This window comes from Micromonospora sp. NPDC005173 (genome assembly GCF_040608515.1).
GTDB lineage: Bacteria > Actinomycetota > Actinomycetes > Mycobacteriales > Micromonosporaceae > Micromonospora.
In genome coordinates this window covers 89,815-108,463 of record NZ_JBEXIK010000014.1, presented here as the reverse complement: position 1 = coordinate 108,463, position 18,649 = coordinate 89,815, and the positions used below count along the sequence as shown (strand labels likewise).

Annotated in this window: 20 protein-coding genes and 1 riboswitch; of the genes, 7 read left to right on the top strand and 13 right to left on the bottom strand. The window is 72.6% G+C overall.

Annotated features, from left to right (window positions below):
• Positions 1-261 precede the first annotated feature (261 nt).
• Positions 262-374, bottom strand: a riboswitch (SAM riboswitch).
• 86 nt (positions 375-460) lie between these two features.
• Positions 461-2,410: an amino acid transporter gene (locus ABZV00_RS18125; protein ID WP_355607457.1), complete on the bottom strand. Its 1,950-nt coding sequence runs from the start codon at positions 2,408-2,410 to the stop codon at positions 461-463.
• A 217-nt stretch (positions 2,411-2,627) separates the two neighbouring features.
• On the opposite strand from ABZV00_RS18125, the gene corA reads away from it, so the two are divergent.
• Positions 2,628-3,758: a magnesium/cobalt transporter CorA gene (gene corA, locus ABZV00_RS18120; RefSeq protein ID WP_355607454.1), complete on the top strand. Its 1,131-nt coding sequence runs from the start codon at positions 2,628-2,630 to the stop codon at positions 3,756-3,758.
• A 15-nt stretch (positions 3,759-3,773) separates the two neighbouring features.
• On the opposite strand, the gene ABZV00_RS18115 is transcribed toward corA, so the two are convergent.
• The gene (locus tag ABZV00_RS18115) at positions 3,774-3,959 is read right to left on the bottom strand and encodes a hypothetical protein (protein ID WP_089016844.1); all 186 of its coding nucleotides are present in this window, start codon (positions 3,957-3,959) and stop codon (positions 3,774-3,776) included.
• A 221-nt stretch (positions 3,960-4,180) separates the two neighbouring features.
• Positions 4,181-4,696 (bottom strand): 2'-5' RNA ligase family protein, encoded by a 516-nt coding sequence (locus ABZV00_RS18110; protein ID WP_328425566.1) that lies wholly within the window; start codon positions 4,694-4,696, stop codon positions 4,181-4,183.
• Positions 4,697-4,772: 76 nt separating this feature from the next.
• On the opposite strand from ABZV00_RS18110, the gene ABZV00_RS18105 reads away from it, so the two are divergent.
• A complete protein-coding gene (locus ABZV00_RS18105) occupies positions 4,773-5,282 on the top strand; it encodes a DinB family protein (RefSeq protein WP_355607451.1) in 510 nt (169 codons plus the stop codon).
• 9 nt (positions 5,283-5,291) lie between these two features.
• On the opposite strand, the gene ABZV00_RS18100 is transcribed toward ABZV00_RS18105, so the two are convergent.
• Positions 5,292-6,338 carry an NAD(P)-dependent alcohol dehydrogenase gene (locus tag ABZV00_RS18100; RefSeq protein WP_355607448.1) on the bottom strand — a complete coding sequence of 349 codons (1,047 nt, stop codon included), beginning with the start codon at positions 6,336-6,338 and terminating at the stop codon, positions 5,292-5,294.
• 162 nt (positions 6,339-6,500) lie between these two features.
• Here ABZV00_RS18100 and ABZV00_RS18095 point away from each other — a divergent pair, with 162 nt between their 5' ends.
• Positions 6,501-6,890 (top strand): SCP2 sterol-binding domain-containing protein, encoded by a 390-nt coding sequence (locus ABZV00_RS18095; RefSeq protein WP_355607445.1) that lies wholly within the window; start codon positions 6,501-6,503, stop codon positions 6,888-6,890.
• Entirely contained in the window at positions 6,887-8,950 is a 2,064-nt protein-coding gene (locus ABZV00_RS18090; protein WP_355607442.1) for a glycogen debranching N-terminal domain-containing protein, read from the top strand. The genes ABZV00_RS18095 and ABZV00_RS18090 overlap by 4 nt, the downstream gene beginning before the upstream one ends.
• A 65-nt stretch (positions 8,951-9,015) precedes the next feature.
• On the opposite strand, the gene ABZV00_RS18085 is transcribed toward ABZV00_RS18090, so the two are convergent.
• The 3 genes from ABZV00_RS18085 to ABZV00_RS18075 all read right to left on the bottom strand — a co-directional run bounded on the left by ABZV00_RS18085 (position 9,016) and on the right by ABZV00_RS18075 (position 11,370).
• Positions 9,016-9,726 carry a Pr6Pr family membrane protein gene (locus ABZV00_RS18085; protein ID WP_355607440.1) on the bottom strand — a complete coding sequence of 237 codons (711 nt, stop codon included), beginning with the start codon at positions 9,724-9,726 and terminating at the stop codon, positions 9,016-9,018.
• A gap of 203 nt (positions 9,727-9,929) precedes the next feature.
• Positions 9,930-10,751 (bottom strand): hypothetical protein, encoded by an 822-nt coding sequence (locus tag ABZV00_RS18080; RefSeq protein ID WP_355607437.1) that lies wholly within the window; start codon positions 10,749-10,751, stop codon positions 9,930-9,932.
• A 115-nt stretch (positions 10,752-10,866) separates the two neighbouring features.
• A complete protein-coding gene (locus ABZV00_RS18075) occupies positions 10,867-11,370 on the bottom strand; it encodes a DinB family protein (protein ID WP_355607434.1) in 504 nt (167 codons plus the stop codon).
• 131 nt (positions 11,371-11,501) lie between these two features.
• Between ABZV00_RS18075 and ABZV00_RS18070 the strand changes: the two genes are divergently transcribed.
• Positions 11,502-12,437, top strand: coding sequence for a DUF72 domain-containing protein (locus ABZV00_RS18070; protein ID WP_355607431.1), 936 nt, complete (start codon positions 11,502-11,504; stop codon positions 12,435-12,437).
• A 90-nt stretch (positions 12,438-12,527) separates the two neighbouring features.
• Here ABZV00_RS18070 and ABZV00_RS18065 read toward each other — a convergent pair whose 3' ends face one another.
• Entirely contained in the window at positions 12,528-12,896 is a 369-nt protein-coding gene (locus tag ABZV00_RS18065; RefSeq protein WP_355607428.1) for a hypothetical protein, read from the bottom strand.
• A 170-nt stretch (positions 12,897-13,066) separates the two neighbouring features.
• The gene (locus tag ABZV00_RS18060; RefSeq protein WP_355607426.1) at positions 13,067-13,705 is read right to left on the bottom strand and encodes a hypothetical protein; all 639 of its coding nucleotides are present in this window, start codon (positions 13,703-13,705) and stop codon (positions 13,067-13,069) included.
• Between the two features lie 206 nt (positions 13,706-13,911).
• Here ABZV00_RS18060 and ABZV00_RS18055 point away from each other — a divergent pair, with 206 nt between their 5' ends.
• On the top strand, positions 13,912-14,082 hold the full coding sequence (locus ABZV00_RS18055) for a hypothetical protein (protein WP_328425588.1): 171 nt from the start codon (positions 13,912-13,914) through the stop codon (positions 14,080-14,082).
• Between the two features lie 42 nt (positions 14,083-14,124).
• On the opposite strand, the gene ABZV00_RS18050 is transcribed toward ABZV00_RS18055, so the two are convergent.
• Both ABZV00_RS18050 and ABZV00_RS18045 read right to left on the bottom strand, forming a co-directional pair.
• Positions 14,125-14,976: an alpha/beta fold hydrolase gene (locus ABZV00_RS18050; protein WP_355607423.1), complete on the bottom strand. Its 852-nt coding sequence runs from the start codon at positions 14,974-14,976 to the stop codon at positions 14,125-14,127.
• Positions 14,977-15,101: 125 nt separating this feature from the next.
• Positions 15,102-16,358: a hypothetical protein gene (locus ABZV00_RS18045; RefSeq protein WP_355607420.1), complete on the bottom strand. Its 1,257-nt coding sequence runs from the start codon at positions 16,356-16,358 to the stop codon at positions 15,102-15,104.
• Between the two features lie 99 nt (positions 16,359-16,457).
• Here ABZV00_RS18045 and ABZV00_RS18040 point away from each other — a divergent pair, with 99 nt between their 5' ends.
• Positions 16,458-17,186 (top strand): uridine kinase, encoded by a 729-nt coding sequence (locus ABZV00_RS18040; RefSeq protein ID WP_355607418.1) that lies wholly within the window; start codon positions 16,458-16,460, stop codon positions 17,184-17,186.
• A gap of 1 nt (position 17,187) precedes the next feature.
• On the opposite strand, the gene ABZV00_RS18035 is transcribed toward ABZV00_RS18040, so the two are convergent.
• Positions 17,188-17,934 carry a hypothetical protein gene (locus ABZV00_RS18035; RefSeq protein WP_355607416.1) on the bottom strand — a complete coding sequence of 249 codons (747 nt, stop codon included), beginning with the start codon at positions 17,932-17,934 and terminating at the stop codon, positions 17,188-17,190.
• Positions 17,931-18,596 (bottom strand): class I SAM-dependent methyltransferase, encoded by a 666-nt coding sequence (locus ABZV00_RS18030; RefSeq protein ID WP_355607413.1) that lies wholly within the window; start codon positions 18,594-18,596, stop codon positions 17,931-17,933. Before ABZV00_RS18030 ends, ABZV00_RS18035 begins: the two co-directional genes overlap by 4 nt.
• Positions 18,597-18,649 lie beyond the last annotated feature (53 nt).

Below are 18,649 nucleotides of genomic sequence, written 5' to 3'. Positions count from 1 at the left end.
GGTTGCGCAGCGGCGGGCACAGGCGTGCGCCGCCGACGGTGCGCCCGATGGGCGTACCGCTGGGGTGGGTTCGGGAAAGAGGGGTGCGCTAGTGCGCGGCGCGGCAGCGACAGGCGGCGCTGCACACCCGCATCATGTCCACGTGCCGCCGCCGGGTCAGTGCCGGCGGAAGCCAACCGGCGCGGGAATCCGCGGCGTCGGTCGGTGGGGCGGTGCTGAGGATGCGCATGGTTCTCCCAGGTCTGTGCTGACCTGGGTGCCAGGCCACGCTTGCACCGACGTCTTTGCCGGTGCCTGGTCTTCACCCGGGGCACCCCACCGCGGAGGAGGGTTGCCGGCCAGCGAGCCGGGGCTTCGCGCTGGCGCTCATGACCTGTCCAGAGGCTAGCAGCCGGAACCGGCGGATCGTCCAGCCGCTATGACCACGCTCACCCTCCGCGACGACCACCGGACCGCCGGGTCAACCGGCGTGCACGTGCGGCCGGCGGCTCCGGTCGGGCTCCTGGCGGCGCAGGATCTCGCGGGTGACCGGGGCGATCTCGCCCTGCCCGAAGGCCAGGTAGCGCAGGAGGTTGCCACCCGGGTTGCCCTCGGTCCACTCGAAGTAGATGTGCGGGCGCCGCTGGATCCGGTCGCGGATCTCCAGCAGCAGGGCGGCCAGCGCGTTGGGCACCGCGGAGCTGGCCAGGCTGAGCACCAGGTAGTTGTCGTGCACCACGCTGCCGCGCACCAGCAGCTCGGTCTCGAAGTCGGACGGGTCGGTGACCGTCACCTCGACGAAGATCACGTCGCTGTCGGCCGGGAAGTCGTTGTCCGCGACGGTCTGGGCCAGCTTGTCGCGGTACTCCGCCGGCTCTCGGCTGGCCGGCTCGTGCGCGATCAGCCGGATCCGGCGCCCGACGCACTCGTCGATCATCCGGGCCGCCTCGGGGTCCAAATCCACCCGTTGGACCCGCAGTTCGAAGGCGCGGTTCAGCCGTGACAGCAGCGAGACCAGGATGATCCCGCCGATGAAGCAGGCCGCGATCTTCACGCCGTCGGGGCGCTCCACCACGTTCGCCGCGGTGGTGTAGACGAAGATCACCGTGATGATGCCGAAGGCGATCGTGCGGCGGCGCTGGCGCCGTCGCCGTGCCGCGAGGGTCACGGCCGTCGCCGCCGAGGTGATCAACACCAGAACCCCGGTGGCGTACGCGCCGCCCTGCGCGTCCACGCTGGCCTCGAAGACCACGGTGATCAGGAAAGCCACCGCGGTGAAGACCAGCACCAGCGGCCGGACCGCCCGGGCCCAGGTCGGTGCCATGCCGTAGCGGGGCAGGTAGCGGGGTACGAGGTTGAGCAGGCCGGCCATCGCCGAGGCGCCCGCGAACCAGAGGATCCCGATGGTGGACAGGTCGTAGGCCGTGCCGAACACCTCGCCGAGGTACTCGTGCGCCAGGTAGGCCAGCGCCCGGCCGTTCGCCGGCCCATCCGGCTGGAACGCCTCAGGCGGGATCAGCACGGTGGTGGTCACGCTGCTGGTGATCAGGAAAACGCTCATGATCGTCGCGGCGGTGGTGAGCAGCCGGCGCGTGCCGCGGATCCGGCCCAGTGGCCGATCCTCCGTGTCCTGCGGGTCGCCCTGCACGCTCGGCATCACCGCCACCCCGGTCTCGAAGCCGGACAGGCCCAGCGCCAGCTTCGGGAAGACCAGCAGGGACAGCCCGACCACCATCCAGGGGTCGCCGTGGCCGGTGGTCAGCGCGGTGGTCCAGTCCCCGACCGCGCTGGGGTGCGTCACCACCTGCCACAGCGCGGCGGCGATCACCACCGCGTTCAGCGTCAGGTAGACCGCGACCAGGACGACGGCGATCCCGATGGCCTCGGTGAATCCCTTGAGGAACACCGCGCCCAGCAGCGCCACGAGCAGCAGCGTGAGCAGGACTTTCTGCCCTCTGAGCCCTTCGGGCCAGAACGGGTTCTCGTCGATGTGTGCGGTCGCGTCGGCGGCGGAGAGGGTGATGGTGATGATGAAGTCGGTGGCCACGAAACCGAGTAGCACCAACACCAGCAGCTTGCCCGGCCAGTAGCTCAGCAGGCGTACCAGCATCGCGATCGATCCCTCGCCGTGCGGGCTCTCCACCGCCACCCGCCGATAGATCGGCAGCGCGCCCAGCAGGGTCACCAGCACCAGCACCAGGGTCGCCACCGGCGAGAGCGCCCCGGCGGCCAGTGCCGCGATGCCCGGCTGGTAGCCCAGGGTCGAGAAGTAGTCGACGCCGGTCAGGCACATCACCTTCCACCACGGGTGGTGCCGGTGCTCCGGCGGGCGGCCGTGCGGGCCCTGCTGCCGAGGCTGCTCCGAATCGCCGCCGAGCAGCCAGTCCCGCAGCCGGCGGGTCCGCGGGCCGGCGCGCCTGTCGACCTCCATCGGCGCTTCCCCCGTCATCCCGCCCGTGGTCACCGCGAGTATCCGCCCGCCGGCCCGCGCCCGTCCGGCGGTGCGCGGAAACGGCCCCGGCCGGGCAACCGGTCCGAGGGTTTTGGCGCGCGGGCACGGGGGAAGCAGCGCGTCCCGGCGTCCCTGCCCGAACTGCCCGGGCGGCTCGGGCAGCCGCCGGTTGAGGCGTCCGGGGAGGGGGCGGGTCATGGTCGGTGGCCGTCGGTTCCGCCGGGGCGAGGGCTTTGGCCGCCAGCTCGACGAGCACGAGATCCGCGGCGGCGAGCCGCCGCGCGAGCCGCCGGCCGAGCCAGGTGCTGGCGGTCTGGTGGACAGCGCCGTCTACATCCAGGGGCACCGCTTCGCGTCGCCGGCCGGGCTCGCCGAGACGTACCGCTGCCTCCAGGAGCAGGATGAGGCGATGGCCTGGATCGGGTTGTACCGGCCCGACATCGACCAGATCACCTCGCTGGCCCGGGAGTTCCGGCTGCACGACCTGGCGGTGGAGGATGCGATCAACGCCCACCAGCGGCCCAAGCTGGAGCGGTACGGGCACACCCTCTTCGTGGTGCTGCGCGCCGCCCGCTACGACGACCTGCGGGAGGAGGTCGAGTTCTCCGAGCTGCACCTGTTCATGGGGCCCGGCTTCGTGGTCACCGTCCGGCACGGCGAGGCACCGGATCTGGCCGCCGTGCGGCGGCGGCTGGAAGCCGACGCGCAGATGCTCGCCCAGGGCCCGGAGGCCGTCCTGTACGCGATCCTCGACCAGGTGGTCGACGGCTACGCGCCGGTGGTGGCCGGGTTGGAGAACGACATCGACGAGATCGAGACCGAGGTCTTCGGCGGCGACCCGAACGCCAGCCGGCGCATCTACGGGCTCAGCCGCGAGGTCATCCAGTTCCAGCGGGCCGCCCGCCCGCTGCTCCACGTGCTCGACGCGCTGGCGGCCGGCGCCGGCAGCTACGGCACCGACGAGGAGCTACGCCGCTATCTGCGCGACGTGACCGACCACCTCACGCAGGTCGTGGAACGGGTCGACGGCTTCCGGCACCTGTTGCAGAACATCCTCACCGTCAACGCCACCCTCGTCTCGCAGCAGCAGAACGAGGAGATGCGCAGCCTCACCGCGGCCAGCTACGCGCAGAACGAGGAGCTGAAGAAGGTCTCGTCCTGGGCGGCGATCCTGTTCGCACCCACGCTCATCGGGACGGTGTACGGGATGAACTTCGTCCACATGCCCGAGTTGCAGTGGCGCTTCGGCTACCTGTTCGCGCTGCTGCTGATGGCGCTGGTCTGCGGCACCCTCTACCTGATCTTCAAGCGGCGCGGCTGGCTGTGACGGTGGGACCGAGGGTCACTCGATGCCGCGCAGGATATGCCGTTCGTCCTCACTGTCGTCATCGCCGGCACCGATCCGGCCGAGCAGCACGGCAGCGGCCCAGATGGTCAGTGGCGTGGCCGCCCCGGTCATGCCGCCGCCGGTCCGGTCGTCCCTGGTCTGGCTCCGCTCCGTCCGCGGTGGCCTGCGCTGAGCCTGCATGGGCTTTGCCTCTCCTCGTCGAAGCCGTCCCGGGCAGCGCCGCGTGCGCCCGCGCCACCGGATGGGCCGGCCGCCCGCAGGCGGGAGGCCACCGGAACGACATCCATGTCGAACCATCCCACGCCCAGCCTCGTCAGCACCCCTCGTTTTCAGTTTCCCGACTGCGACCCGCCAAACCGGACATTCCACGCAGGGTCGCGTCTGTCGTGCCCCTGGTCGCCTCAGGGCAGCGGGTGGGCGATGTTGCGGGCGTGGTCGGTAAGCGCCGCGCCGACCACGGTCGCGGCCAGCGGCAACACCTCCAGGCAGCGACGCACCGCGGCGGCCATCAGCGCGTTCGGCACCCGCATGGAGAGCGTGCAGTGCGGCACCCAGCGTCCCGGCTGGTAGTGCTCCACCAGGGTGATGCCGGCAGCGGCCAGCCGGTCGTGCACCAGCCGGTGGTGTGCCAGCAGCTCCGGGGTGGGCGTCGGGCCGAGCCAGAGCACCCGGCCGACGAACTGACCGGTGTGCTGGAATTCGAGCCGAAGTGGGGCGGCCACGACCGTGCCGCGCAGCGCCGCGGCGACCTGCTCGGGGTCGAAGCGGGGAGCCACGGCGAGCGAGACGTGCGGGCGGTGGCGCTGCTCCAGCAGCGAGCGCATGCTCTGCACGCCCTCGGCTTCGAGAGCGTCCCAGAGCACCCGGATCCGCCGGGTGGCGTCCGGGTCCAGATACAGCTCCAACGCCGCGACCACTTGATCACCGTAGCGGCCGAGGTTTGGCCGCCGGTTTCGGCGGTACCTGATCGGAAACAGACCAGGAGGCGTGCCCGTGGACGTGAAAGACCTGCTGACCGAGACGTACGACCGGCTGCCCGACCTCGTTCGCGCGGCGGTCGACGGCCTCAGCCCGGAGCAACTGCGCTGGGCGCCCGGCCCTGGTGCCAACCCGATCGGCTGGCTGGTCTGGCACCTGACCAGGATCCAGGACGACCACGTCGCCGACCTGCTCGACGCCGACCAGGTCTGGACGAGCGGCGACTGGGCGAGCCGGTTCGGGCTGGCCGCCGACCCGAACGACACCGGCTATGCCCACTCGCCCGCACAGGTCGCCGCGGTGCAGCCGGAGAGCGCGCAGGCGCTGATCGACTACTACGAGGCGGTCGCGGCGCGGACCGCGCCGTTCCTGGCCGGACTGCGCCCGGCGGACCTGGACCGCGTGGTGGACGAGGCGTGGGACCCGCCGGTCACCCTCGGCGTCCGGCTGGTCAGCGTCGCCGAGGACGACCTGCAGCACGTCGGCCAGGCCGGGTACGTCCGCGGCCTGCTCGGGGCCGCCTGACCGGCCGGCTCACGGCACGATCACGGCGCGGCCCTGCAGCGTGCCGTCGCGCATCTGGCGGTACGCGTCGAGGGCGTCGTCCAGCGCGAAGGTGGTGGTCTTCGGCCGGATCAGACCCCGGGCAGCCAGGTCCAGCACCTCGACCAGCTCGGGACGGCTGCCCCAGTAGGTGGTCGCGATGCTCACCTCGTACGGCACGGAGAAGTACGAGACCGGCAGGGTGCCCCCGCCGATGCCCACGATGGTCAGGTCGCCGACGGTGCGGGCCGCGGCCGCGCCGAGCGCCAGGGTGGCGTCCACGCCGACGAAGTCCAGCACCACGTCGGCGCCCCGACCTCCGGTGGCCTGCCGGATCTCCTCGGCGGCGGTCTCGCCCGAGGTCACGGTGCCGTCGGCGCCGCACTCCTCGGCCAGCCGCAGCGCGTCGGCGCGGGTGTCCACCGCGATCACCCGGGCGGCCGTGGTGGCCTTGAGGATCTGCACGCCGACGTGCCCCAGCCCACCGACCCCAATCACGACTGCCGTGCTGCCCGGCGGCAGCTTGGGCCAGGAACGCCGAACGGCGTGGTACGGGGTGAGCCCGGCGTCGGTCAGCGGCGCGGCGTCCACCGGATCGAGCCCGGCCGGCAGAGGGACGATGTGCCGCGCGTCCGGGACCAACTCGTACGTGGCCATTCCACCGTCCAGGCCGAGCCCGCCGCCCCCGCCCGGCACCGGCGCGCCGGCCGGGTTCTCGCAGTACGGGTCGATGCCGACCCGGCAGCGGGCGCAGGTGCCGCAGCCCCACGCGCCGAAGACGGCGACGGGTTGCCCGACCGTCAGCCCGGTCACGCCGTCGCCGAGGGCGTGCACCCACCCCGCGTTCTCGTGGCCGAGGGTGAACGGCGGGTTCCAGGGCACGGTGCCTGGCTCGAACTCGTCCATCAGGTGCAGGTCGGAGTGGCAGGCGCCGGCTCCACCGATCCGGACCACCACCTGGCCCGGCCCGGGCGTCGGCTCAGCGACCTCGACCAGTTCCGGTTCCGACTTCCACTCCCGCAGCCGCAACGCCCGCATCCGTTGCCTCCCGTCCGTGTCGGCCTGTCGGTGCCTGCCCTTTTCATCGGCCGGCAAACAGCGTCTTCCGGCCGACCCGGGCGGGTTGTCACCCGGTTCGGGTGAGCCGGGCTCACCCCGGCTCGGGTGATCCTGCGGGGGAACCGGGGAAGGGGGACGTGGATGAGCACAATGGCGGCGCAGTACCTGCAGCACCTGGACACCGGCCGGCGTCCCGATCTGCCGGAGACCACCGCCGGGACGATACGGCTGGACGTGCGCGGTGACGGCGGTACCAGTCACTGGTATCTGACCATCGCCGACCAGCACGTGGCGGTGACCCGGTCGGCCGACGAGGCCGAGCTGGTGGTCCGCGCCGACCGGGCGGTCTTCGACCAGCTGGCCAGCGGCGAGAGGCACCTCGCGGCGGCGTTGCTGCGCAACGAGCTGACCGTGCGGGGCAACATTCGTCTGCTGATGGCGCTGCGGCGGATCTTTCCCGGCCCGTCCGGCGCACGGCACCCCCGCGAGCTGGGCCAGGCTGCCCTGGCGGAACGGGACCAGCGGCGATGAGAGAGGAACAGGTGCACGTCATCGCCGGCAACGCGTTCGCGCTCAGCGACGCCCAGGGTGACATGGAGGTTGACCCGAAAGAGCCGGTCGGGCTTTTCTCGTTCGACACCCGCTTCCTGTCCCACTGGGTGCTCAGCGTCGACGGGGAACGGCTCAACGCGCTCTCCCGCGACGACATGACGTACTTCGAGACCCGGTTCTTCCTGGTCCCGGGCGTGGCGAGCCACTACGTCGACGCTGACGTGTCGGTCATCCGGCACCGTTCGATCCACGACTGCTTCCACGAGCAGATCATCCTGCTCAACCACTCGGCGCATCCCGCCGAGTTCACCGTGCGGATGGAGATGGGCAGCGACTTCGTCGACATCGTCGACGTCGGGGAGCGCAGGCAGCGGGTCGTGCAGGCCACCGCCGACTCCGCGCGCCACCAGCTCGTGCTGCGGTACGCGCGCGAGCGGTTCGTTCGAGAGACCACGGTGAGCAGCACCGCTCCCGCCGAGGTCGACGAGAAGGGGATGACGTTCCGAATCCGGATCGCGCCCGAGGGGAAGTGGGAGACCGACCTGCACGTGACCATGACCATCCGGGGTGAGGGTGGCCGGGACCTGCGCATTGCTCTGGAGTCGCACCAGCAGACCGTGCGCGGGGGGATGCGCGAGGACCTGGCCGACTGGCTGGACCGGGCCCCGCAGCTGGCGGCGGAACGGGACGGCCTGGAGGCGATGTACCAGGGCAGCCTGGCCGACCTGGCGGCGCTGCGGTACAAGCCGCTGGCGTACACCGATCGGGTGCCGGTCGGTGGCCTGCCGTGGGCGATGGGGCTGTCCGGGCGGGACAGCATCATCACCTGCCTGCAGACCATGGCGTTCACTCCCGAACTGGCCCCCGCGACGCTGCGGATGCTGGCGCTGTTGCAGGGCGGCCAACTCGACGACGAGCACGACGAGGAGCCGGGCAAGATCCTGGCCGAGCTCCGGTACGGCGAGTCGGCCGCGTTCGGCGAACGGCCGGACGCGCTGTACTACGGCGCGGCGGACACCACCCCGCTGTTCGTCGTCCTGCTCGACGAGTACGAGCGCTGGTCCGGCGACGTCGACCTGGTCCACAAGCTGCGACACCCGGCTCGGATGGCCCTGGACTGGATCGACGAGTACGGCGACCTGACCGGCGACGGGTACCTGCGCTACCAGCGCCGCAACGAGCGGCACGGCGTGCTCAACCAGTGCTGGAAGAACTCCCCGGACGCGATCACCGACGCGCACGGGCGGCAACCGGCCTTTCCCCGGGCCACCTGCGAGTTGCAGGGCTACGCGTATGACGCGAAACGGCGCGGCGCCCGGCTAGCCCGGGAGTTCTGGGGTGACCCCGGGTACGCCGACCGGCTGGAACGGGAGGCCGCGGAACTGAAGGACCGGTTCAACCGGGACTTCTGGCTGCCGGACCGGGATTACTACGCGTTGGCGTTGGGATCGGACGGCGAACCGGTCGACGCGCTGACGTCCAACATCGGGCACCTGCTGTGGAGTGGGATCGTGGCGGATGACCACGCCGAGGCCGTCGCCGAGCACCTGGTCGGGCCGCGGCTGTTCAGCGGTTGGGGGGTGCGGACCTTCGCCACCGGGCAGCGCCCGTACAACCCGGTCGGCTCACACCTGGGGGCGGTGTGGCCGTCGGACAACGCCCTGATCGCCGCCGGGCTGCGGCGCTACCACTTCGATTCGCAGGCGGGCCGGATCGCGGCCGGAATCTTCGACATGGCGCAGACGCTCGGCGGGGCGGTACCGGAGCTGATCGCCGGCTACGAGCGCAGCCTGACGAAGTACCCCGTCCAACTGCCCGCGGCCGGTCGTCCCCAGTCATGGTCGTCGGGCGCGCTGCTGATGCTGCTGGGCACCCTGCTGGGGCTCCAGCCCACCGGCGACAACCTGCTGGTCAACCCGGCCCTGCCAAAGGGCTTCGGACGGGTGGAGCTGCTCGACGTCCCAGGCCGCTGGGGCCACTCGGACGCCTACGCCCGCGACCATTCCACCACCCGAGGCCCCCGAAACCGCCTCCGCTAAACCCCCGCCCCTCCTCCCTCCCATTCCCCCTCCCCACCCACCCCCCGGTGATCATGAAGTTAGCGTCACGACACGCCGTTGCCGGTGACGCTAACTTCATGATCACCGGGCGGGGTTGGAGGGGGAGAGGGAGCGGGGGAGAGGGCGGGGGTTCGGGTGGTTAGGGTGTGGTCTATTCCGATGTAGAGCAGGCCGAGTAGCCAGAAGGCGATGGCGAAGAAGAGGGCGCTGATCGCGACTCCGGCGTAGCCCAGCTCGGCCGCATCCAGGAACGGGTACGGGTACCGGTGCACGACCAGCCCTCGGAGCAGGGCGAAGCCCAGATAGCCCAGCGGGAACGCCAGCCACCAGGCCGCGTACCGAAGGCGCAGCCGGCCGCGTTGGTCGAACAGCACCCAGTCGGCGACCACCAGCAGCGGTACCACCGTGTGCAGCAGTTGGTTGCCGAGCGCCTCGCCGCCGGACCGGTCCGGCTGGACCATCGCGAACGCGCTGGCCGGGTTGGCCAGCACCAGGTGGTAGACCACGCCGGTGATGGTGATGTAGAGGGTGACCGCGCCGCGCAGCGCCGGCGGTGGGTCGGGCTGGTCCCGCCAGGCCCGCAGAGCGGCGTACCCGGCGAGGGCGCCGACCGCGAGGTTGCTCTGGATGGTGAAGTACGGCAGCAGTCCCGTGACGGTGGCCGGGCCGAGCGCGGTGAGCACGACCCCGGCCAGCACGCTGAACACCACCACCAGGCGCAGGATCGCCGCCGCGCGTCGGCGCCGCAGACTCATCGGGGCAAGCTATCAGCCCACGGCGCCCCGCGCTCCGCTGGACGAACCGCCCGCTGGACGAACCGCCCGCAGGGCCGCAGCGCCACAGGGCCATAGCGCCACAGCGCCACAGCGCCACAGAGCCACCGGGCCACAACGCCACAGGGCACGGCCGCCGGGCACGGTTGCCCGGCACGGTCGCCAGGCGGGGCTGTGGGGCGTCGTCAGTGCGGGTCGCGGGCTGGTGTCGGTTGGCGGTCCCCGGGGGAGGGCCGCCGGTCGGCTGGTTCGCTGCGGTCCGGTCCGGGTGCGGTGGGCCGTCCGGCGGGGAGGGCCGCCGGACGGCTCGTTCCGCTGCGGTTAGGGACGTCGGGCCGACCATCGGGCGGGCCGGGCGACGTCGGGCGGCGGCTCGGCACGGCCCCGGGCCGTCCATGGGTCGTGTCCGGAACCGCCTCGGTGGCCAGGACCCGCACGCAGTAGTCCGCCACCTGCTCCGGGCCGCCGGCGGCGGCGATCAGCCCGGAGAAGACCGGGTTGTCCAGTGCCCGGCCGTGGTCGTTTCCGGCGACCGTCTGGTACGCCCGACACCGGCCGACCATCCCAGCGGGAACCGAGGTCGGTGGCACCGCCCCGGGCGTGGCGGGTGCGCCCGCGGTGCCCTGCTCGGGTGTGGCCGGGGCGGTCGCGGCGGGCGGCGTCTGGGTGGCCGTGGGTGGGTGCGGCGGACGGGGCGCAACGCCTGTCGCGGCGGCCACTGCCACCCCGCCGATGGCGGCGAGCGCCAGGGCCGCCACCGCGGCCCGGGCGCCGAACCCGGCGAGGGTGCGTGACCGGTGGGCCGGCCGTTGGGCAACGGGCGGCTCAGCCAGGGCGCGGCGGAAGGCCTGCACGGCCACGTCTTCGCCGGCCAGCTCGGCGGGGCGGGGTGTGGCGCGTACCGCTGTCATCAGCAGCACGACCGACTGCGGGCCGCCCGATGGGCCGACGATGCTCCCGCCGAGCAGCCGCTCGGCGGTTTCCTGATCGATCCGGTCTGCGTTCATCTCGTGTCCCTCAGCGCCGCTCACCTGCGCGCTGTCACATCCGTTCACGCAGGGCGGACCGGAGGCGCCGCGCGGAAGGTGGACGGTGGGGGAACGTCGCCGTGGCCGGCCGGGCTCAGCCCATGGTCTTGGCGCCGTCGATCGCCTCGCGCAGGATGTCGGCGTGCCCGGCGTGCTGGGACGTCTCGGCGATCAGGTGCAGCAGCACCCGCCGAACCGTCCAGCTCGCCCCCGGCTCGAACCAGGGCGCCTGCGGCAGTGGGTGCGCCGCGTCCAGGTCGAGGGTGGTGATCAGCTCGTCGGTCTGGTCGGCCACCTCCCGGAACCGCACGACCAGACCGGCGAGGGTCTCGCCCGGCGTCATCCGGAACTGACCGGTCCAGTCGACCGCCTCGCGCTGCATCGCCTCCGCGCCGCCCACGGCGAAGCGCATCCACCGCTCCTCGGTGCCGGCCACATGCTTGATGAGGCCGCCGAGGCACAGCTCGCTGACGGTGGTGCAGGTGGCCGCCTGTTCGTCGGTCAGCCCGTCCACGGTCTGCAACAGGAAACCCCGGTGCCGGCGCAGCGTCTGCAGCAGGTCTGCCCGCTCTCCGGTGAGCTGCTCGGTGCTGGTCATGGTGCCGCCCTTCGGTCGAAGTTCGCTCGGCGCCAGCGTAGGACGCGGCACCGATACTTCCGGCTCGACACGGTGGCGGCGTGGGCCGCCAGCGGTTGCCGATCCACGCGCGGGGCGGTCCACTGAATGACATGGGTGTGATTAAGGTGGGTACGTCCTCCTGGGCCGACCAGTCGCTGCTGCGCTCCGGGTGGTACCCGCGTTCGGCCAACACGCCGGCCGGCCGGCTGGGTTTCTACGCGGGCCGCTTCCCGCTGGTCGAGGTGGACACCTCCTACTACGCGATCCCCGCACCGGAGACCACCCAGGGCTGGGTCGACGCCACACCGGACGACTTCACCTTCGACGTCAAGGCGTTCAGCCTCTTCACCGGTCACCCGACGCCGGTCGCCGCGCTGCCCCGCGACCTGCGGCCGGCCGCCGGTCCGAGCCGGATCCGTCGCCGCGACCTGCCGGAGCGGGCGTACGACGAGCTGTGGTCCCGGTTCCGAGCTGCGCTGGCCCCGGTCACGGCCGCCGGCAAGCTGGGTGTGGTGCTGCTGCAGTTCCCGCCGTGGCTGGTACGCGGCGCCGCCGCCGAGCGCCGGATCATCGAGTTGGCGCAGCGGTGCCGGCCGTGGCGGGTCGCCGTGGAGCTGCGGCACGGGTCCTGGTTCGACGGTTCGGCCGCACCCGACACGATGGACCTGCTGCGTGCGCACGACCTCTCACTGGTCTGCGTCGACATGCCGCAGGGGCACCCGTCGTCGGTGCCACCGATCCTGGCCACCACGGCGGAGCCGGCGATCGTCCGGTTCCACGGCCACAGCGGCGCCTGGCGCGACGGCGACAAGCAGGACAAGTTCCGCTACGCGTACGCCGAGGAGGAGCTCCGGCACTGGGCCGGGCTGCTGGCCGAGCTGGCTGGGTCGGCCGACGAACTGCACGTGCTGTTCAACAACTGCTGCTCCGGCCAGGCCCAGCGCGACGCGACCCGGCTGGCACAGCTGCTCACCGAGACCATGCTCTGGCCCGAGCCCCGCGAAGACCGACGGGACGTCCCCGCCCGGGCCGCGTCCACCAATTGACGGTGCCCGGCAACGGCGCCCGGAGCACCACCGCCCTGGGAGCACCAGCCGCCGCCGGCCGGAGACCGGCGGCGGGCGTCGCGGGTTGTGCTAGGACCGCCGGCCGCGGGAACGCAGCGCGTCCTGGCTACGTTCGTTGATGTCCGCGTCGTCCGGGAAGGTCCGGCCGCTGGGTGCCGGGTCCGGTGGCGCACCCGGGCCGGCCGTGGGGGTGCGGGTGGGTTCCACCGAGCCGAAGCCGTGCCGACCGGCCGGGTTGGCTCGGCCCGCCGGGGCGCCCGCGCGGCGTTCTCCTCGCTGCCCCTCGGGCACCGCCGTCTCCTCGCTGCCCTCGTCCATCGGGGAGTCCTCGCCCGTGCCCCACGGCGGTTCGGCATCGAACCCGTCTCTGGTACCCCATGGCTCGACCGCCTCCGGCACCAGCCGATCGCCGCCGCCCTTGCGTCCCTCGTGCGCCATCGTGGTCACCTCAGCTCGTCGGTCCGCCGCTATGGGCGGACGATTGCCCGTCCCCGGGCCGGTCATGCCGGTCCCGGCGGACCGCGTGCCGTACCCCGGCCCGGTGGTTGCGTGGGGCCGGCCGGCGCCCCGCCGTCAAGGAGCCGGCAGGGTGCCGCCCGGCCCCATGCTCAGCGTCCGGCCATCGCCATCGGCCGCTTGCCGTTGCTCATGGTCGCCATGCTCGCCATCTTGGCCATCCCCTTCGGGGCGCTCATCAGCCCGCTGGCGCGGCCGAGCATCCCCCGGAACACCTGGCCGGGCTTCTGCTGCTCGCCCATGTACGCGGTGATCACCACCAGGGTCCCGGTCAGTGCCGGGATGGCCCACTGGAGCAGCTTCATCTGCCGCTGCGAGGAGGCCACGCCGGCCGGAGTCTGGTGGTTCGGCTCGGTGGCACCGTTCACCGGTGGGGCACCCGCCTTCTCCAACCGCATGCCGATCAGCCGGCTGTAGCCGGTCACCGCGAGCGCGCCGATCGTCAGCGCCGTCTTGATGGTGCTGGCCCGGGCGACCCCTGACTGGGCGGCCATCCGTGGGCTCTCCGTCACCAGCTCGCCGACCGCCCCGGCCAGGTGAGCGCCGATCGCCGCCGCGTTGACCGGGGTCCACTTGGACCATCCTGCCGAGGCGACCGGGAGACGCTGGGTCGAGTCGCTGATCTTCGCCGCTGCGCCGTTGACGCCGAGCGCTCCCATCAGGGAGCCGCCGAACCAGGCCGCCAGGCCCAGATCGTGCATCGAGCGCAGTGCGGTATGCCGTTCGGACATCTGATCCCCTTCCGCCGTGTCGGGCGCTGCGGCTTACCCGCCGCCCGGGCCGCTAACCCCGCCCCGTGCGTGCCGAACCGGCGCCGCATCGGTACGTCGGGGACGTCAGGGACATCGGTTCGCTGCGGTGCCGGACCGCCGCCGGCAGGAGTCGTCCGGTCGGTGGCGGGTAGATGTCGGGGGACGCTGACGGAGAGGGGAACGGGATGTCGCAGCCGGACGAGAGCCGGGAAAAGACCGCCAAAACCGACGCGGTGCTGATGCATCCAGACAACGACCCGCACAGGAACATCGCCGAGGTCGCCCCACGCAAGGACCACGGTGAGGTCCGGGTGGAGCGCGACGGCAAGCTGGTGCCGCTGGACCAGGAGGAGTGAGCGGGCCGGTCGGGCGGCCACCGACCGGTCGGCCGGTACGGCTCAGCGGGGCGGCAGGTCGCTGGCGAAACCGGCGATCCGCTGCGCCAGCGGGGTGGCCGCCCGGACCCAGGTGAAGTGGTCCAGCGCTACGCCGGCCTGCGCCACTGTGTACAGCTCCCGGGTCACCGGGGCCGCGGTGAGCTTCCCGCAGAGGTGATCCATGGTCTCGTGCGGGGTGTACTGGTCGTCGTCGACGCTGACGGCCAGCACCGCGCGCACCGCCGCCTCGGTGTCCGTACCGTCGAGACGGGGGAAGCGGCCGGTCCGCGCGGTGTACGCCCAGTCCCGGATCACCCCGCGTGCCTGCCGGCCGCCGAAGCCCCACCCCGGCCAGACCCCGAGCAGCGCCGTGGTGGCGGCGATCCCCTGCGTGTACGGCAGCACGCCGACGCCACGCCGGCCGGGATAGCTTCGCCAGTACGGGATTCCGACCGCGACCAGCGCCAGCCCGTCCACCGCGTCGGCGCCGTGCAGGGCGAGGTGTAGCAGCGCGGCCTGCCCCCCGAGTGAGTGCCCGAGCAGCAGCCGGGTGCGGCCGTCCAGCTGCGGCTTGAGCGCGGCCAGGACAGTGCCCACGTCGTCGGCCAGCTCGGTGTAGCCGTGCCGGTCGGCGCGACTCGGCGCGGGGGTGCTCGTCCCGGTACCGCGCAGGTCGGCGACGACCACGGCCAGCCCGGCGGCGCGGAGCGCGGTGGCGAACGGCCGGTAGTAGCGGGCCCGCACCCCCATCGCCGGCCAGATCACCACCACCGGCGCGCCCGCCGGGCCGGTCGGCTCCGGATAGATCTGCACGCCGAGCCGACCGCCGGCGATGTCAACGAACTCCTGCGCGTACTCCGGGTCCCCGTTCACGGGCCTAGCCTACGGGCCGAGGTTACCGACGGGTAGCCGCAGGCGTCGGGCGACCGGTTCGAGCCGACGTGGCCGGACACGACGGAGGCCCCGCCGGGTGGCGGGGCCCTCGGTGACGATTCCGGTCAGGATACGGAGATCGTCCCGTTGCTGGCGCGAACGCAGGCCACCGACCGCGCGCTGGTGGCGGCCGCGCCGGCCAGGCACTGGCCGAGCACCTGGTGCCCGGTGGCGTTCGGGTGCCACGACTCCTGGCAGGTCTGGAAGTAACTGACGCAGGTGTTGGCGATCCGCTGAATGTCGATCTTGTCCTTGCCGGAGAGGCTGGTGACGAAGGTGCCGCTCGCGCCGTCCTGCAGCCGGATCGGGGTGGCCAGCGCGCCGGTCGGGCTGGCCGCCGACTCGCAGAGCCGGGCGCCGTCGAAGGCCCGCTGCACGTTGAGGTAGACCAGGTCCGCACCGGGGAACTCGGCAGCGAGGGTGTCCCGGGTGGACTTCACCAGGGTGCCCAGGCCCTGCGAGAAGCGGTGACCGGGCGCGAGGCTGGCCCGGTGGATCGGGCAGCCGCCCGCGTACCGCTCGGCACCCAGGTCGCGGAACTTGTCCCGGGTGTCGTCCCGGCTGTCCTGGGTGTGGAACGTCGGCTCGAGATCCAGCGGCAGCGGGTTGGTGTAGTCCTGGAACACGACCCGGTGCTGGCCATCCGCGTCCACCTGATCCAGGGTGGTCAGCAGTTGGCGCACCGCGGCGGTGGTCTCGGCGGTGGCGGCGTTGAACTGCGCGGCGGTGGCCAGATCGGCGTCGGTGCACGGCTTCTGCTCCACCGGGCCACCCAGGTACGCCCAGAACTCCCACCAGCCCGTCCACGCGTCGGCGATGAACCGGTTGGCGCACTTCTCCGCGACGCTGCCGAAGGTGAACGAGCTGTTGTTCGAACCCAGGCCGAGCAGCACCAGGTCGATGTCCTGGGTCTGCGCGACGGTCCGGAGCTGGGCGATCTGCGCGGCCACCGTGCGGCCGTTGGTCCGGGCGTTCGATGCGTTGGCGATGTCGTGTGGCTGGCCGCCGGAGCAGGCCAGGTTGAACCGATTCTGGATGCCCGGCAGGTTGGCCTGGTTCAGCGAGGCGTTCGCGGAGCGGTGGCAGAAGAACGCGTTGTTGTTCGGCGCCGTCCAGCCGGGGAAGTCCTGGGCGACCCCGTTGACGTCGACCACCGGGGTGTACGCCCCAGCGCCCTCGCCGCTGATGAAGCTGTCGCCGACCGCCACCGCAGCGGTGGGCAGCGCGGCGGATGCGGGAGCGGGAAGCGCGATGGCGGTCGACAGCGCGGCCATGGCGATCGTGAGTGCCGCGGCGAACGCGGTACGCCGGAACCTGAGCATTGGCTCACATCCATCCATCGAAAGATGAAAGATTCTCTGAGGGCGCGATCAGATCACCCCCGTGCGACGGGCGTCAATGGCCCGTAACAGAATCGTTCGATGAAAGACACGCCCGCCCCGCTGCGCCATTCGGTCTCCACCTGGCAGCAGCCCCTGCCTCCGCCCGCGTCGGCCACCCGGACCGCGCTGGTCGACGATTTGACCAACCGGATCCTCGCCAGTGGACCCGCCCGCCTCCGGGTCGGCGTCGACGGCCTGACCGCCGCCGGCAAGACCAGCCTCGGCCACGAACTGGCCCAGCGCGTCGCCGCCGCTGGTCGGCCGGTGCTGCGCGCCAGCCTGGACGACTTCAAACGCCCCTGGTCGGAGCGGCACCAGTACGACCGGACCTCCGGGCCCGGCTACTACCGCAACGCCTTCGACCTGCCGGCGATCCGCACCCTGCTGCTGGAACCGGCCGGGCCGGCCGGATCCGGGGCCTGCGTGCTCTGCCTGCGCGACCCGCTCACCCAGCGCGTGCACACCGACGTCGTCACCCCCGCCCCGCCGGACGCGGTGCTCATCGTGGACGGTGTGTTCGCGTTCCGCCCCGAGCTGGACGACCTCTGGGACTACCGGATCTGGGTGGAGGTCGCGGCCGAGCTGTCGGTGCGGCGCGGGGTGGCCCGCGACGGCGACCGGGAAGGCGTCGCGGCGGCCGAAGCGCTGCACCGGGACCGGTACCTCGCCGCCCAGCGCGTCTACCTGGCCGAGGCGGACCCGCTGTCCCGGGTGGACGCGATCGTCGACAACACCGACTTCGCCCGGCCACGACTGCTCCCGCGCTGACCTACCGGGCGGGCTGCTGGCGCCGCTTCAGCAGCGCCGCGCCGGCGGCGTTCAGACCGACACCCCAGATCAGCAGGACGCAGAGCCACTGCACCCACCGCAGCACGCTCATGTCCCCGGAGAGCAGGTTGCGCACGCTGCCGAACGGGGTGAGCCACGCCTGCGCGGGACGGAGGGCGTCGACAGCGCCCAGCAGTGCGAACAGGCCCAGTGGCAGGACGATCGTGGCGAGGAACGCGACCACCGGTGAGCGCAGCAGCAGGCCCAGCCCGGTGCCCACCAGCCCGGCGACGATCTGCACCAGCACGCTGCCCACCGCGATCGTCCCGGAATGCCGCCACGGCTCGTCGGCGATGTCGGCCGGGGTGAGCGCGAGCGTCGCGGCGCAGATCAGCACCCCGACGACGCCGATGACGGCGGCCGGGAGCCCCACCGCCAGCACGGTGGGGATGACCCGGGTGGCGTCGGGTGCCCGTCGCAGGTCGCGCACCAGCAGGATGCCGAAGAGGGGCGTCAGGACCGACATCAGGCTCTGGACCGTGCCCGAGAGCTCGGCGAACGTCCGGTCGGCCGGGGCCGCCGCCGCGGTCAGCGCCACGGCGGCGAGCAGCCCCGCCAGCAGGGTGCCCGCGAGCAGCCACCGCCGGGCCCGCGTACCGATGGCCCGCCGGAGAGCACCGCGAATCGTCCCGTCCACCTCGATGGCCTCCTGACGATCGGTCGTACCCGGCTCTGTCGACGCGGTCACCGGATCAGCCCGCGACGGAACTCGGCGCGCCAGCGGCGTACCCCGCTCTGGTCCTGGATCTCTTCCACCCGCACCGGCGCGAGCCCGACGCCCGCGAACGTGTCGATCTCGGCACGGGTCAACGGCCACGGCGGCCCGGCCGGCGTGGGTTCGTCGTCAGCCCGGCCGGCGGCGATGACCAGCAGCGTGCCGCCCGGCGCGACCAACTCGCCCACCGCGCCGACCGCGCCGGCCCGGATCTGCGCCGGCAGCGCCTGCACGGTCATGCTCTCCACCACCAGGTCGAACGACCGTCGCCAGGCCGGTGGCGGGTCCAGCAGGTCGGCGGGACGGTAGTCGACCGCCGAGGCGGGGTGCCGTCCACGGGCGCCGGCCACCGCGGTGGGGGAGATGTCGAAGGCCACCGTGTCGAAGCCCAGACCGGCGACGTGCTCGGCGTCGCGGCCGTAGCCGCAGCCGACCACGACCGCCCGACGGCCGGTGCCGGTCAGACCCCGCTCGACGGTCCACTCGGTGAGCAGGCTGTGCGGGGCGTCCCGGTCCCACGGGACGACCGCCTCGCCGCGCTCGGCCTCGGTGTAGAGCCGCTCGAACCAGCCGGTCGGATCACCCGCCGCCAGCGACTCGGCCGCCAGCCGGTCTGCCGACTCGTCCTCGTCCATGTCGCCCCCCGCCCCGCGCCGGCGCTCCGACCGGCCGCGATCGCCGGTCAGAG